The following is a 14423-nucleotide window of genomic DNA, read 5'->3' as shown; positions in this document are numbered from 1 at the left end:
AGGTTCCATTCCGATGAGGTCCATTGCGTTCGCCGACTTCCTCATCGGCCTAGGCATCCTGTTCGTGCTCGAAGGCTTGATGTTCGCAGCCAGTCCAAACTGGATGCGCAAAGCCATGAAAAGCGCCATCGCCACGCCGGACAACATCCTGCGGGCGGTCGGAATCGGCTCGGCCGTGGCCGGCCTGGTCCTGATCTGGGTTATGCGGCGCCCGATTTAAGGCCTCGGCCAACGCCAAAGTGAAGGCGTCAGACAGGTTTTCGCCTTATTATCGGGCTGTTGAGGCCCGTGAAGCTCCGCGCTTGCGCCGTGCCCCCGTTCGAGCGCAGTCTGGCGCCGAATCCCTTTCTCTGGAGATCACAATGACCGCTGCCACCATTGCCCCGTCCCGCTCGCGCCGCTGCGCGCGATTTGGTGTTCGACTTGGGCTGGTCGCGCTCGCCATCGGTGCTTTCAGCGCGTTCGGCACGCCTGCCCATGCGCGTGGACCGGATGGCATCGCCGACGTCGCCGAGAAGGTGATCGACGCGGTGGTCAACATCTCGACCTCGCAGACGGTCGATGCCAAGGGAGGCGGCAGCAACACCATGCCGCAACTGCCGCCCGGATCGCCGTTCGAGGAGTTCTTCGACGACTTCTTCAAGAACCGCCGGGGCCCCGGTGGCGGCAGCAAGGGCGGCGAGAACAACCCGCCGCGCAAGACCAACTCGCTCGGAAGCGGATTCATCATCGACACGTCGGGCGTCGTCGTCACCAACAACCACGTCATTGCGGATGCCGACGAGATCCACGTCATCCTCAACGACGGCACCAAGATCAAGGCCGAGCTGGTCGGCGTCGACAAGAAGACCGATCTCGCCGTGCTCAGGATCAAGCCGCCGAAGCCGCTGGTCGCGGTGAAGTTCGGCGACAGCGACAAGCTGCGTCTCGGCGACTGGGTGGTCGCGATCGGCAATCCCTTCAGCCTCGGTGGCACGGTGACGGCCGGCATCGTCTCGGCCAAGAACCGCGACATCTCCTCCGGACCGTACGACAGCTACATCCAGACCGACGCCTCCATCAACCGCGGCAATTCCGGCGGCCCGCTGTTCAACCTCGACGGCGACGTCATCGGCGTCAACACGCTGATCATCTCGCCGTCCGGCGGCTCCATCGGCATCGGCTTCGCCGTGCCGTCGAAGACGGTGGTGGGCGTCGTCGACCAGCTCCGCCAGTTCGGCGAGCTCCGCCGCGGCTGGCTCGGCGTGCGCATCCAGAGCGTCACCGACGAGATCGCCGAGAGCCTCAACATCAAGCCCGCGCGCGGTGCGCTGGTCGCCGGCGTCGACGACAAGGGCCCGGCCAAGCCCGCCGGCATTGAGCCCGGCGACGTCGTCGTCAAGTTCGACGGCAGGGACGTCAAGGACCCGAAGGACCTGTCCCGCGTCGTCGCCGACACCGCGGTCGGCAAGGAGGTCGACGTCGTCATCATCCGCAAGGGCCAGGAGGAGACCAAGAAGGTCACGCTCGGCCGCCTCCAGGATCCCGACAAGGTGCAGGCGGCGGTGAGGACCGACGAGCCGGCGCCGGAGAAGCCGGTGACGCAGAAGGCGCTCGGCCTCGATCTCGCAACGCTGAACAAGGATCTGCGTACGCGCTACAAGATCAAGGACAGCGTCAAGGGCGTGGTCGTCACCAATGTCGACGCCAATTCGGACGCCGCCGAGAAGCGCCTGTCCGCCGGCGACGTCATCGTCGAGGTGGCGCAGGAGGCGGTGTCGAGCGGCGCCGACATCCAGAAGCGGGTCGATCAGCTCAAGAAGGAGGGCAAGAAATCGGTGCTGCTGCTGGTCTCGAACGGCGACGGTGAGCTGCGGTTCGTCGCGCTGAGCGTGCAGTAACTTCATCCGTCATTCCGGGGGCGATGCGAAGCATCGAACCCGGGATCTCGAGGTTCCGCCGGTGCGCAATTGCGCACCTGAGGTTTGGTGCTTCGCACCATCCCGGAACGACGATTGCGTCAGCCCTCCACAAACTCCTCGCGCTTGTATCCTTGTGCATACAGCAGCGCGGTGAGATCGCCATGATCAATCCGCGCGGCGGCGGCAGCAGCCACCGCCGGCTTCGCATGATAGGCCACGCCCAGCCCCGCGGCCTGAATCATCGCCAGGTCATTGGCGCCGTCGCCGACCACGACCGAGTCGATGTCGTCGAGATCGAACGATTCCATCAAATCCACCAGCGTCGCGAGCTTCGCGGCGCGGCCCAGGATCGGCTCCTTCACTTCGCCGGTGAACTTGCCGTCGCGCACGACGAGCTCGTTGGCGCGGTTCTCCTGGAAGCCGAGCTTGGCGGCGACCGCGCGCGTGAACAATGTAAAGCCTCCGGAGACGAGGCAGGTATAGGCGCCGTTCGCGCGCATGGTCGCGACCAACTCGCGGCCGCCCGGCGTCAGCGTGATGCGCTTGGCCAGGACCTCGTCGACCGCGCTGGCGGGCAGGTCCTTGAGCAGCGCGACGCGCTCGCGCAGCGCCGGCTCGAACTCGATCTCGCCGCGCATGGCGCGCTCGGTGATGGCGGCGACATGCGCCTTGACACCGACGAAATCGGCGAGCTCGTCGATGCATTCCTGGCCGATCATGGTGGAATCCATGTCGGCGAGAAAAAGCTTCTTGCGCCTGAAGCCAACAGGCTGCACGACGATGTCGATGGGCAGGTCGCCGCGGAGCTCGCGCAACCGCTGCTCGATGGCGTGGCGGTCGCCTTCGAGGTTACTGTCGGCGCCGAAGGGAATGTCGACCGCAACCCCGTCGCACAGCCAGTGCGCCGGCGCCGCCTGCGGCAGCACGGCGCGGGCGCCATCGACGATGGTCGTATCGAGCGCGGGATTGTCGGGGTTGCAGATCAGCGTGGCGACGAGGGACATTTGAGGTTTTCGTGAGCGAGGGGCATTCGAGCAAGGCCGTGCTTATCGCAGGCCCGACCGCCAGCGGCAAGTCGGCGCTGGCGCTCGAGCTTGCGCTTGCCGCCCGCGGCGTCGTCATCAATGCCGATTCCATGCAGGTGTATCGTGACCTCCGCATCATCACGGCGCGGCCGACCGCGGCGGACGAGGCGCTGGTGCCGCATCGTCTCTATGGCCACGTCGACGCCGCCGTGAATTTCTCGGCCGGTGCCTGGGTAAGCGATGCGGCGAAGGCGCTCCATGAGGCGAGGGCCGAGCGACGGCTGCCGATCTTCATCGGCGGCACCGGGCTCTATTTCAAGGCGCTGACCACAGGTCTCTCCGTGGTGCCGCCGATCCCCGCCGAGCTGCGCGACGATGTGCGCGCGCGGCTGGAGCGGAATGGCGTCGAAGCGCTGCACGCGGAACTCGCAGCCCGCGATCCTCGCGCGGCCGAGCGATTGAAGCTGCGCGACCGCACCCGCATCGCCCGCGCGCTCGAGGTGATCGAGGCCACCGGCCGTTCGCTGCTCGATTGGCACCGGGAGGGACAGCCGCCGCTGCTGCCCAAGGACAGTTTTCGCGCGGTCTTCCTCGCCCCAGAGCGTGACGAGCTCTATGCCCGGATCGATGCCCGTTTCGATGCCATGCTGGGCGCCGGCGCGCTCAAGGAGGTCGAGCGGCTCGCCGCCAGGCATCTCGATCCGCTGCTGCCGGCCATGAAGGCCCACGGCGTGCCGTCCTTGATCCGGCATCTGCGCGGCGAGCTCAGTCTGGAGGAGGCCGCCAGCATTGGCCGCGCCGATACCCGCCACTATGCCAAGCGCCAATTCACCTGGTTCCGACACCAACTGCCGCATTTCGAGTGGTTGAGGCCGGCGGAGGCGAGGGGATGGCTCGCCGCGATCGTGACGTCGGAGCGGGACTGCAACTGACGCGCTTTTGTGCCGGGTTCGGCGATTTACCTCTCGCCGAACCCCGGGAACACCGCTACACTGCCAAAATCGCGCGAGAACGGCCGCATTGCCTTGACATCCAGGCTTTGGCCGCTATGTTTCGCGCAACCTTTGGGAAGCCGGGCGCCCGCCATGCGTAACATTATTACCAAACTCCTTATCGCCGTCGTACCCAGGCACACCGCCGGGGGTGGCTAGCTGCCATCCACATGACAGGCGGTGTGCATGGGCCCTCTTCGGGGCCTTTTTTATTTCCCGAACCCGACACGAATGAAGCCGCTGACAACAGCGCATCCGGAGCAAGCCAATGAGCGACAAGAGCCACGATCCGAACCAGATGACCGGCGCAGCGATGATCGTTCGCGCACTCATCGACCACGGCGTGACCGACATTTTCGGCTATCCCGGCGGCGCGGTGCTTCCGATCTATGACGAGATCTTCCAGCAGAGCCAGGTCCAGCACATCTTGGTCCGCCACGAGCAGGGCGCGGGCCATGCCGCCGAGGGCTATGCGCGCTCCACCGGCAAGCCAGGCGTCGCGCTGGTGACGTCCGGCCCCGGCGCCACCAACATGGTGACGCCGCTGACGGATGCCCTGATGGACTCGATCCCGCTGGTCTGCATCTCCGGCCAGGTGCCGACGCATCTGATCGGCAACGACGCGTTCCAGGAATGCGACACCGTCGGCATCACGCGCCCCTGCACCAAGCACAATTGGCTGGTGCGCGACGTCAACGATCTCGCCAAGGTGCTGCATGAGGCCTTCTACGTCGCAACCTCGGGCCGTCCGGGCCCGGTGCTGGTCGACGTCCCCAAGGACGTGCAGTTCGCCACCGGCACCTATCATCCGCCGCGCAAGTCGGACGTGCACCGCTCCTACGCGCCGCGCCTGAAGGGCGATGCGGCGCAGATCCGTAAAGCGGTCTCGCTGCTCGCGAACGCCAAGCGTCCCGTGATTTACAGCGGCGGCGGCGTGATCAATTCCGGCCTAGAGGCGACCAAGCTGTTGCGCGAGCTGGTCGAGGTCACCGGTTTTCCGATCACCTCGACCCTGATGGGCCTCGGCGCCTATCCGGCGTCGGGCAAGAACTGGCTCGGCATGCTCGGCATGCACGGCACCTACGAGGCCAACATGACCATGCATGATTGCGACGTCATGCTGTGCGTCGGCGCGCGCTTCGACGACCGCATCACCGGCCGCGTCGATGCGTTCTCGCCCGGCTCGAAGAAGATCCACATCGACATCGATCCGTCTTCGATCAACAAGAACATCCGCGTCGACGTGCCGATCATCGGCGATTGCGGCAACGTCCTCGGCGACATCCTCCAGGTGTTCAAGGCGGAGGCGAAGAAGCCCGACATCAGGTCGTGGTGGCAGCAGATCGCGCAATGGCGCGCCCGCAACTCGCTCTATTACAAGAAGAGCAACGACGTCATCCTGCCGCAGCACGCGATCCAGGCCTTGTTCGAGCAGACGCGCGGCAAGGATACCTACATCACGACCGAGGTCGGCCAGCATCAGATGTGGGCGGCGCAGTTCTACGGCTTCGAGGAGCCGCATCGCTGGATGACCTCTGGCGGTCTCGGCACGATGGGCTACGGCCTGCCGGCCGCGGTCGGCGTGCAGGTGGCGCACCCGGACAGCCTCGTCATCGACATTGCGGGCGATGCCTCGGTGCAGATGACGATGCAGGAGATGTCGACGGCGGTTCAGTACGAGCTGCCGATCAAGATCTTCATCCTGAACAATCAGTACATGGGCATGGTGCGCCAATGGCAGCAGCTGCTGCACGGCAACCGCCTGTCGCATTCCTATTCGGAGGCGCTGCCGGATTTCGTCAAGCTTGCCGAGGCCTACGGCGCCGTCGGCCTCCAGGTGCACAAGCCGGCCGATCTCGATGGCGCCATCAAGGAGATGATCTCGGTCAAGCGCCCGGTGCTGTTCGACTGCCGTGTCGCGGCACTCGAAAACTGCTTCCCGATGATCCCCTCGGGCAAGGCTCACAACGAGATGCTGCTGCCGGAGCAGGCCAACGACGAGGCCACCGCGAAGGCATTCGCCGGCGGCAAGGCGCTGGTGTGAGGCCATGTTCGACCTGAGGGAGCTCGAGCGCGCACATGCGATCGTGGGGCAGGCGGTGCCGGCAACGCCGGCGCATGCCTGGCCGTTGCTCGCACGTCGGCTCGGCACCGAGGTCGTGGTCAAGCACGAGAACCACACGCCGATCGGCGCCTTCAAGGTGCGCGGCGGCCTCGTCTATCTCGAACGGCTGAAGCGCGAGCGGCCGAAGACATCGGGCATCATCTCGGCTACGCGCGGCAATCACGGTCAGAGCCTCGCCTTTGCCGCGAGCCGCCACGGCGTGCCGGCGGTGATCTATGTGCCGCGCGGCAACTCGGTCGAGAAGAACCGCGCGATGAAGGCCTTTGGTGCCGAACTCGTCGAACACGGCGAGGACTTTCAGGCGGCACGTGAGGAAGCCGAGCGCCGCGCGCAGTTCGCCGGGCTCCACATGGTGCCCTCGTTCCACCCTGATCTCGTTCTTGGTGTTGCGACCTACGCGCTCGAACTGCTCCGCGCAGTGCCCGACCTTGATATCCTCTACGTGCCGATCGGGCAGGGCTCCGGCATCTGCGGCTGCATCATGGCGCGCGACCTGCTCGGCCTGAAAACCGAGATCGTCGGCGTGCAGTCGACGGAAGCGCCGTCCTATGCGCTGTCGTTCGCGGCCGGAAAAATCGTGACGACCGAAACCAGCAACACGCACGCCGACGGCATGGCGACGCGCATCCCCGACGAGGATGCGTTCGCGCTGATCCGCAAGGGCGCCTCGCGCATCATAGAGGTCACCGACGACGAGGTCGCCGGCGCGATCCGCGCCTATTGGACCGATACGCATAATCTCGCCGAAGGCGCCGGCGCAGCCGCGCTGGCGGCGGCGCTGCAGGAAAAGAGCAAGCTGAAGGGCAAGCGCGTCGGTCTCGTGCTGTCCGGTGGCAATATCGATTTCGATCTGTTCCGCCGTTGGGTCGGGACGGACGCGCCAGCGATGGCGTGACGGAGAGACAAGAGGGGACGACAATGAACCAGCCCGCATCCGCTTATTTCATCGAGGACCGCCACGATCCCAATGAGACGCATACGCTTGCGGTGCTCGTGCAGAACGAGCCGGGCGTGCTCGCGCGCGTCATCGGCCTGTTCTCGGGGCGCGGCTACAACATCGAGAGCCTTACGGTCTCGGAGACCGAGGCGCAGAAGCATCTGTCGCGCATCACCATCGTCACCACGGGCACGCCGATGGTGATCGCGCAGATCAAGAACCAGCTCGACCGCATGATCCCGGTGTATCAGGTCGTCGACATGACCCAGACCAAGCGCTCGATCGAGCGCGAGCTGGCGATGGTCAAGGTGCGCGGGCAGGGCGAGCATCGGGTCGAGGCGCTGAGGCTGGCGGATGCGTTCCGCGCCCGGGTGATCGACGCCACCACCGAGAGCTTTGTGTTCGAGATCACAGGCAATACGGACAAGATCAATCAATTTATCGACCTGATGCGCCCGCTCGGCCTCGTCGAGGTGTCGCGCACCGGTGTTGCCGCGATCGGTCGCGGGCCTGAAGGGATGTGAGCCATGCTGGCGCGCGACTGGTACTACAACGAGCGGAACCGGATGGGGATCGAGCCCGCGGTGGCCTCGATCTACGACAACCATGACGATGCCGATCTGCGGGCGCGCGCCGCGCTGAAAATGCTCGGGGTCCAGCGTGGCTGGCGCATCGCCGATATCGGCTGCGGCAACGGCGTGCTCGCCACCGAAGCGGCGTTGATGGGCGCTGACGTCGACGCCATCGACATTTCGCCGGCGATGCTGGCGCTGGCCGAGATCTACGCACGCGACCGCAAGGCGCCCATGCGCACCCAATCCGCCGGCCTGCTCAGCTTCGCCTACCGGCCCGAGTCTTACGATCTGATCGTCAGCGAGTTCACGCTGCACCATCTGCCGGATTTCTGGAAGGCGGTGGCGATGTCGCGGATTTTTCGCGCGCTCAAGCCCGGAGCGACGTTTTATCTCCGTGACATTGTTTACTCATCGATGCCCGACGCGATCGAGCGTGACGTCGAGCAATGGGCCGACTTCCAGATCAAGAACCACGATTTCTCCCGCGAGGGCGTGGTGACCCACATGCGCGACGAATATTCCACCTTCGGCTGGGTGATGGAGCGGATGCTGACCGACGTCGGCTTCACCCTGGTCTCGGCCGACTACCACGCGCCGATGCACGGCACGTATCTTCTGCGGAAACCGAAAGCCGGCGAGCAAGGTTAGACCAGAACAACAAACAGGGCTGCGAGACAAAGCAGAACCGGAAACAACAATGAAGCCGGCCGACATCCTCATCGCCGTCATGGTGGCGATCATCTGGGGGCTTGCCTTCGTCGCAAGCCGGATCGCGCTCGACGAGCTTTCGCCGGAGCTGATGACGGCGTTGCGCTTCACCATTGCGGCGGTGCCGTGCCTGTTCATCCGCAAGCCCAAAATTGCCTGGTCGCTGCTGATCGCGATCAGCTTTACGCTGTTCCTGGGTCAGTTCCTGTCGCAGGCCTATGGCATCGCCCACGGTGTCCCGGTGGGCCTCACCTCCGTCGTCGTGCAGAGCCAGGCACTGTTCACGATCGGCTTTGCCGCGATCCTATTCGGCGAACGTCCGACGCCGGTGCAGACGCTCGGCGTTGTTATCGCCGCGGTGGGCTTGCTGCTGATCTGCGGCACCGTCGGCTATGATTTCAGCGTGGCCGCCTTTGCGGTGCTGATGATCTCGCCGCTCAGCTTCGCAATCGGCAATATCCTGCTGCGTGGTGCGCGCGGCGTGCCGATGTTCGACCTGTTTGCCTGGCTCTGCCTTGCCTCGGCCGTGCCGCTGTTCGTGCTGGCGCTGATCGCCAACGGACCGGCGCCGACCTGGACGTCGCTGACGCACATGTCGCTGTCGTCGGCGCTTTGCATGCTGATGCTCGGCGGCATTTCCACCAGCATCGCTTATTGGCTCTGGGGCCGCCTCCTGCGCGACTATCAGGCTGCGCAAGTCGTGCCGTTCGCGCTGCTGGTGCCGTTCGTCGGCTCGGCGGCCTCCAGCATCGTGTTCGGCGAACGGTTCGGGCCCCTTCGCCTCGCCGGCATGCTGACCGTGATCGGCGGGATCGCCGTGATGGTGCTGGCAAAGCGGGCGCAAGTTCTGCCGAAGACGGCGTGAGGTGATGATGACCTACTCGCTCTTCTACGCCTTCCTCGTCTTCATGGTCGTAATGTACTTCACGCCCGGGCCGAACAATATCATGCTGCTGTCCTCCGGCCTGACTTACGGCTTCCGCCGCACCATCCCGCACATCGTCGGGATCGTCATTGGCTTTGCCTTCATGGTGGCCGCGGTCGGCCTCGGGCTCGGCACTGTGTTCCTCGCCTATCCGATCCTCCAGACTATCCTGAAATATGCCGGCGCCGCCTACCTGATTTACCTGGCCGCCGTGATCGCCATGGCCGGTCCGGCCAAGCCGGGCGAGGAGAATGGCCGCGGCCCGATGACCTTCTGGGGCGCGGCCATGTTCCAGTGGATCAACGCCAAGGGCTGGGTGATCGTGATCGGCACCATCACCGCCTATGCCGCGATCGCCAAATTTCCGATCAATATCGCGATCCAGATCGTGATCAGCCTCGTCGTCGGCACGGTCTCGACCGTGGTCTGGGCGCTGTTCGGCACCGCGCTGCGGCCGGTCCTGACCTCGGAGCGGTTGGTGCGCGCCTTCAACGTTCTGATGGCGATCCTGCTGCTGGCCTCCCTCTACCCCGTTTTCATGGATGCATGATGTCGCGGATTTCCATGCAGAAACGGGTTTCCCTCAGGGCTGAAAATGCTCTAGACAGCCCCCGAAATCCGCAAATTTCACCCTTCGGACACTGACCATTGGCCGAGTTTCGGCCCTGAACGAGGAAACGACCTATGCGTGTTTATTACGATCGCGACGCCGACCTGAACCTGATCAAGGGCAAGAAGGTCGCCATCGTCGGCTATGGCAGCCAGGGCCATGCCCATGCGCTCAATCTGAAGGATTCCGGCGTCAAGGAAGTTGCCATTGCGCTGCGCAAGGGTTCGGCCTCGGCCAAGAAGGCGGAAGCTGCCGGGTTCAAGGTGCTGGAAGTTGCGGAAGCCGCCAAATGGGCCGACCTCGTCATGATGCTCACCCCGGACGAGCTCCAGGGCGACATCTACCGCGAGCACCTGCACGACAACATGAAGAAGGGCGCGGCCCTGGTGTTCGCCCATGGCCTCAACGTCCACTTCAATCTGCTCGATCCGCGCGCCGACCTCGACGTGCTGATGATCGCGCCGAAGGGCCCCGGCCACACCGTGCGCTCGGAATATCAGCGCGGCGGCGGCGTGCCCTGCCTGATCGCGATCGCGAAGGACGTCTCGGGCAATGCCCATGACCTCGGCCTGTCCTATGCCTCGGCGATCGGCGGCGGCCGCGCCGGCATCATCGAGACCACCTTCAAGGAAGAGTGCGAGACCGACCTGTTCGGCGAGCAGGTGGTGCTCTGCGGCGGCCTGGTCGAACTGATCAAGGGCGGTTACGAGACCCTGGTCGAAGCCGGCTACGCGCCGGAGATGGCCTATTTCGAGTGCCTGCACGAGGTCAAGCTGATCGTCGACCTGATCTATGAAGGCGGCATCGCCAACATGAACTACTCGATCTCCAACACTGCCGAGTATGGCGAGTACGTCACCGGTCCGCGCATCATCACCGAGGAGACCAAGAAGGAGATGCGCAAGGTCCTGGCCGACATCCAGGGCGGCAAGTTCGCCCGCGACTGGATGCTCGAGAACAAGGTCAACCAGACCTCGTTCAAGGCCACCCGCGCCAAGCTCGCCGCGCATCCGATCGAGGAAGTCGGCGCCAAGCTGCGCGACATGATGCCCTGGATCAAGAAGGGCGCGCTGGTCGACAAGAGCAAGAACTGACGGCTACGCCGTCATTCCGGGGGCGCCTTAACGCGCGCCCCGGAATGACGAGCGAGGCACGAGCGTCGCTCAGGCCAAATCTTGAATCCTATTCGAGCGAGATCGCAAACGGCGGTCTCGCTCTTTTCGTCTTGCCCGAGACATTGCTGCTTCATTCCAATTCTCCGCGAACTGAAGCGCAGTCGAGCGGCTCGGGTCTCCTGCCCACAGCAAGCCAGCGCTTCAGCCCACCGCGATGGTCTGCCCGCGCGGATGGCGGGCCATCGCAATCATGCGCAGCGCCATCACGATGAGCAACGGAAGCAGGAAGGCGGCATAGAGCGGCATCGTCGGCACGCGCTTGCCGAACGAGACCATGAATTGGAACCAGAGGTAGTAGCCGCCCACGAGGTGCAGGGCCCGCCAGCCGCGCGGGCCGATCAGTGCGGCGGTGCGATCGAACGACGTCGCGCTCATGGCGATGATGAAGCCATAGCCGACGCCGCCGAAGATGTAGGAGGCCGCCGAAGTGGCCTCGGCAAACCCGGCCGGATCCATCCTGGCAAACGTCATGATCGCCGCCGCGTGGATGGCGTGGGAGACCGCGAAGCTGAGGCCCAGATAGCGGCGGTTGCGCTTTTGCCAGCGCGTCCAGGCATTGGGCCAGAGCCGCGCCAGCGCCGCGGCGCTGAAGGCGAGGCAGAACAACAGGAGCGAGCTTCGCGCCGTGAAGCGGATCACCATCCGGAGGCCCTCGACCTCGAACTGCCGCATCGAGGCGATCCATAGGCTGAGTGCGACGAGGCTCAAGCACAGGACGGTCAGCAGGCGCCAGCCTTCGAGCCAGCTTCGAGCTTCGGACATATGGGGCATCTCCCTTTTATGTAATCGCTGATTACATTTGGGGTTGAGGGCAGCGTCAATGGTGTAATCATTGCTTACATTCACGTTCGGGTGAGGCTAAAAAGCTCCATGCCTGTCCGCCAGCCGTCCAAGCCGCGCCCCCGCCGCCCCGCCGCCGAAGCCCGGCCGTACCACCATGGCGACCTCCGCCGCGTGTTGATCGATGCTGCGCTGCAACTCGCAGCGGAAGGCGCCGAAGTCTCGGTCCGGGAGGCCGCACGCCGGGCCGCGGTGTCGCCGGGGGCGCCGTTCCGACACTTTCCCAACCGCGATGCGCTGATGGCGGCCGCCGCCGCGGAGGCACAGCGGCGCTTCCGCGCCGAGATCGAGACGGCACTCGCTGAGGCTCCGGCCGCCGACCCGCTCGGCCGCTTCCGCGCCTTTGGTCTCGCCTATTTGCGTTGGGCCATGCGCAATCCCGCGCATTTCGAGATCCTCTCGACCGGACGCTATTTTGCCCATGGCAGCTCGCCGGAGCTGACAAGAGACAATGCCGAGCTGATCGCGCTAACGGAGCAGATGCTGGCTGATGCGGCAGAGCAAGGCCTGCTGCGGCCGGCTGACCTCAAGCGCATCCAGATCGCCGGGCGCGCCCTCGTCTACGGTTTCGCCCGTATGAATCTCGACGGCCATTTCCCGCGCTGGGGCGTCGGGGAGGGCGAGATCGAGCAGATGGCTGAAGGAGTGATCGATCTGTTCATCGCAGGTATCGCAAAGCTCTAGCAGGCCGGTGGCTCTGGTCGATGCTGGGCGGCGCTTGCCACTAACATTAAGCGAAGGTCGACCGCGCCGCGCGTTGCCTCTCCTTGACGGTTCCGTTACAGTTTTATGACACGGTGCAGGCTTCCGGCTGCATCGGGCGTCGCTGGCCGTCTTGAGAGCCAGCGGGGCTTGGCATCACCGCGCCGGACCAGAAGTTGCGTTGTCGTCAATGGCGTCCGCGCCCAATCCAGGTCCTTCTGCCACGACCGCCGTGCTGGCGAGCGTCGCCGCGCTCGGCATCTGGCGGCTGCTCGCGGTTGCAGCGCCGCATCTGGCGGCACTCGCCCTGATGTACAAAACCGAGACCGATTTCGGCTCGCGCCTGTCCTTCGCGCTGGCTTGGGGCATCCTCAACTTCTTCTGGATCGCGCTGCTGCGTCGCCCCGCCTTGTCGGGCGCGCTGTCGCTGACCATGGTCGTCGTGCTGGTGCTGCTGTCGCGGCTGAAGCACGACGTCGTGCAGATGACGGCCAACTTCATCGACCTGATGATGATCGACCGCGACACCGTCGCGTTCCTGTTCACGATCTTTCCGAATTTGCGCTGGTCGGTGATCCTGGCCGGTCTCGTCACGCTGCCGCTGATGTATGCGCTGTGGTGGCTCGATCCGTTCCGCGTCCGCCGCCTGCCGGCGCTCGCCTGCAAGCTCGCCTGCCTTGCCGCCCTGGTCGGCTATTCGCTCTATCATCCGGACGAGGCCTGGCGCGGCTATTACGACGACGGCTATCTCTCGAAATTCTTCCGCTCCGGCGTCACGGCCGTCTCCGACTTTGCGCGGCACGGCTTCATGGAGGCGGCGGCTTCGACCGGCGAGCGGCTCAACATGCCGCTGGTCGATGCCTGCCACCCCGCGGGCCGCCGCCCCAACATCATCATGATCCATGATGAATCGAGCTTCGACATCCGCGCCGCCCAGGGCATCAAGTTGCCGCCGCGCTATGGCGACCATTTCAAATCGTGGGATGGCAAGCAGCGCACGTTCCTCGCCGAGAGCAATGGCGGGCCGAGCTGGTTCACCGAATACAACGTGCTCGCAGGGCTCTCCTCGCGCTCGTTCGGCCGTTTCGCCTATTTCGTCACGCGCATCGCCTCGAACCGGGTCGAGCGCGGCCTGCCGCTGGCGCTGCGCCGCTGCGGCTATGATACGCTGTCGCTCTATCCGGCCCATGGCGGCTTCATGGGCGCGCGCAGCTTCCAGATGACGACGGGAATCGAGCGCTTCCTCGATTCCAAGGATCTGGGCGCCAAGGATGTCGAGCCCGATAGCTTCTTCTACGACAAGGCGATTCAGCTGATCGGCCAGCAGCCGCCGAACAAGCCGCTGTTCACCTTCATCTATCTCGGTGCCAACCACTTCCCCTGGGAGACCCGCTTCCGTCCCGATCTGCTGCCGAACTGGCGCGCGCCGGGGAATGTGCCGTCTATCGACGAATATCTGCGCCGCCAGAGTATGAGCGCCGAGCAGTACAAGGCGTTTATTGCCGGTTTGAGGAAAACGTTTCCCGGCGAGCCCTTCCTGATCGTGCGCTACGGCGACCATCAGCCGGAATTTGCGCCTGCCATCCTCGAGCCCGGGCTCGATGCGGGCGCGATCGGCAAGAAGCTCGACGCCTACGATTCGCGCCTCTACGCGACTTATTACGCCATCGACGCCATCAACTTCGAGCCGGTTAGAAGCGAGGCCGTGATGGATGCGATCGACGGTCCCTATCTGCCGCTGGTGGTTCAGGAAGCCGCCGGCATCCCGCTCGACCCGTCCTTTGCCGAGCAGAAAGAGATCATGCTCCGCTGCAAGGGCATCTTCTACGGCTGCAAGGACGGCGCCGAGGCGCGGCGGCTGAACCGGCTGTTGATCGATGCGGGGATGATCCGGGGGCTGTAACCGGC

The 14423-nt window shown here is 64.8% G+C and carries 14 protein-coding genes; 12 read left to right on the top strand and 2 right to left on the bottom strand.

Going from position 1 to position 14423, the window contains the following annotated elements; translation table 11 throughout:
• The first annotated feature begins 13 nt into the window (after positions 1-13).
• Together HZZ13_RS20130 and HZZ13_RS20125 are read left to right on the top strand one after the other, a co-directional pair.
• Positions 14-220, top strand: a complete 207-nt coding sequence (locus tag HZZ13_RS20130; protein ID WP_025038031.1) for a DUF2065 domain-containing protein — start codon at positions 14-16, stop codon at positions 218-220.
• 142 nt (positions 221-362) lie between these two features.
• Entirely contained in the window at positions 363-1880 is a 1518-nt protein-coding gene (locus tag HZZ13_RS20125) for a Do family serine endopeptidase (RefSeq protein WP_197961270.1), read from the top strand.
• A gap of 119 nt (positions 1881-1999) precedes the next feature.
• Here the strand turns inward: HZZ13_RS20125 and serB are convergent, their stop codons facing one another.
• Entirely contained in the window at positions 2000-2905 is a 906-nt protein-coding gene (gene serB, locus HZZ13_RS20120) for a phosphoserine phosphatase SerB (RefSeq protein ID WP_197961269.1), read from the bottom strand.
• Between the two features lie 11 nt (positions 2906-2916).
• On the opposite strand from serB, the gene miaA reads away from it, so the two are divergent.
• The 8 genes from miaA (at position 2917) to ilvC (ending at position 10892) form a co-directional block, all read left to right on the top strand.
• Entirely contained in the window at positions 2917-3858 is a 942-nt protein-coding gene (gene miaA, locus HZZ13_RS20115; RefSeq protein ID WP_197961268.1) for a tRNA (adenosine(37)-N6)-dimethylallyltransferase MiaA, read from the top strand.
• 328 nt (positions 3859-4186) lie between these two features.
• The gene (locus HZZ13_RS20110) at positions 4187-5962 is read left to right on the top strand and encodes an acetolactate synthase 3 large subunit (protein ID WP_197961267.1); all 1776 of its coding nucleotides are present in this window, start codon (positions 4187-4189) and stop codon (positions 5960-5962) included.
• Between the two features lie 4 nt (positions 5963-5966).
• Positions 5967-6938 carry a threonine dehydratase gene (locus HZZ13_RS20105; RefSeq protein ID WP_197961266.1) on the top strand — a complete coding sequence of 324 codons (972 nt, stop codon included), beginning with the start codon at positions 5967-5969 and terminating at the stop codon, positions 6936-6938.
• 23 nt (positions 6939-6961) lie between these two features.
• The gene (gene ilvN, locus HZZ13_RS20100) at positions 6962-7504 is read left to right on the top strand and encodes an acetolactate synthase small subunit (protein ID WP_080139379.1); all 543 of its coding nucleotides are present in this window, start codon (positions 6962-6964) and stop codon (positions 7502-7504) included.
• Between the two features lie 3 nt (positions 7505-7507).
• Complete coding sequence (locus HZZ13_RS20095; RefSeq protein WP_197961265.1) at positions 7508-8203, top strand: class I SAM-dependent methyltransferase; 696 nt, start codon at positions 7508-7510, stop codon at positions 8201-8203.
• Between the two features lie 49 nt (positions 8204-8252).
• Positions 8253-9128 (top strand): EamA family transporter, encoded by an 876-nt coding sequence (locus tag HZZ13_RS20090; RefSeq protein WP_197961264.1) that lies wholly within the window; start codon positions 8253-8255, stop codon positions 9126-9128.
• Between the two features lie 7 nt (positions 9129-9135).
• On the top strand, positions 9136-9738 hold the full coding sequence (locus tag HZZ13_RS20085) for a LysE family translocator (RefSeq protein ID WP_197961263.1): 603 nt from the start codon (positions 9136-9138) through the stop codon (positions 9736-9738).
• A gap of 134 nt (positions 9739-9872) precedes the next feature.
• The gene (ilvC, locus tag HZZ13_RS20080) at positions 9873-10892 is read left to right on the top strand and encodes a ketol-acid reductoisomerase (RefSeq protein WP_197961262.1); all 1020 of its coding nucleotides are present in this window, start codon (positions 9873-9875) and stop codon (positions 10890-10892) included.
• A gap of 222 nt (positions 10893-11114) precedes the next feature.
• On the opposite strand, the gene HZZ13_RS20075 is transcribed toward ilvC, so the two are convergent.
• Entirely contained in the window at positions 11115-11735 is a 621-nt protein-coding gene (locus tag HZZ13_RS20075) for a hypothetical protein (protein ID WP_197961261.1), read from the bottom strand.
• A 108-nt stretch (positions 11736-11843) separates the two neighbouring features.
• On the opposite strand from HZZ13_RS20075, the gene HZZ13_RS20070 reads away from it, so the two are divergent.
• Entirely contained in the window at positions 11844-12497 is a 654-nt protein-coding gene (locus HZZ13_RS20070; protein ID WP_246504490.1) for a TetR/AcrR family transcriptional regulator, read from the top strand.
• A 208-nt stretch (positions 12498-12705) separates the two neighbouring features.
• On the top strand, positions 12706-14418 hold the full coding sequence (locus HZZ13_RS20065) for a sulfatase-like hydrolase/transferase (RefSeq protein WP_197961259.1): 1713 nt from the start codon (positions 12706-12708) through the stop codon (positions 14416-14418).
• The last annotated feature ends 5 nt before the right edge of the window (positions 14419-14423 follow it).

Origin of the sequence: Bradyrhizobium agreste (genome assembly GCF_016031625.1) — a bacterium.
GTDB classification, from domain to species: Bacteria; Pseudomonadota; Alphaproteobacteria; order Rhizobiales; family Xanthobacteraceae; genus Bradyrhizobium; species Bradyrhizobium agreste.
This window is presented reverse-complemented; position numbering and strand designations above follow the sequence as displayed.

Bases quoted from the DNA above. Each gene is read 5' to 3' on its own strand.
- HZZ13_RS20130 (WP_025038031.1), top strand. From the start codon at position 14: ATGAGGTCCATTGCGTTCGCCGACTTCCTCATCGGCCTAGGCATCCTG.
- HZZ13_RS20125 (WP_197961270.1), top strand. From the start codon at position 363: ATGACCGCTGCCACCATTGCCCCGTCCCGCTCGCGCCGCTGCGCGCGA.
- serB (WP_197961269.1), bottom strand. From the start codon at position 2,905: ATGTCCCTCGTCGCCACGCTGATCTGCAACCCCGACAATCCCGCGCTC.
- HZZ13_RS20110 (WP_197961267.1), top strand. From the start codon at position 4,187: ATGAGCGACAAGAGCCACGATCCGAACCAGATGACCGGCGCAGCGATG.
- HZZ13_RS20105 (WP_197961266.1), top strand. From the start codon at position 5,967: ATGTTCGACCTGAGGGAGCTCGAGCGCGCACATGCGATCGTGGGGCAG.
- ilvN (WP_080139379.1), top strand. From the start codon at position 6,962: ATGAACCAGCCCGCATCCGCTTATTTCATCGAGGACCGCCACGATCCC.
- HZZ13_RS20095 (WP_197961265.1), top strand. From the start codon at position 7,508: ATGCTGGCGCGCGACTGGTACTACAACGAGCGGAACCGGATGGGGATC.
- HZZ13_RS20090 (WP_197961264.1), top strand. From the start codon at position 8,253: ATGAAGCCGGCCGACATCCTCATCGCCGTCATGGTGGCGATCATCTGG.
- HZZ13_RS20085 (WP_197961263.1), top strand. From the start codon at position 9,136: ATGACCTACTCGCTCTTCTACGCCTTCCTCGTCTTCATGGTCGTAATG.
- ilvC (WP_197961262.1), top strand. From the start codon at position 9,873: ATGCGTGTTTATTACGATCGCGACGCCGACCTGAACCTGATCAAGGGC.
- HZZ13_RS20075 (WP_197961261.1), bottom strand. From the start codon at position 11,735: ATGTCCGAAGCTCGAAGCTGGCTCGAAGGCTGGCGCCTGCTGACCGTC.
- HZZ13_RS20070 (WP_246504490.1), top strand. From the start codon at position 11,844: ATGCCTGTCCGCCAGCCGTCCAAGCCGCGCCCCCGCCGCCCCGCCGCC.
- HZZ13_RS20065 (WP_197961259.1), top strand. From the start codon at position 12,706: ATGGCGTCCGCGCCCAATCCAGGTCCTTCTGCCACGACCGCCGTGCTG.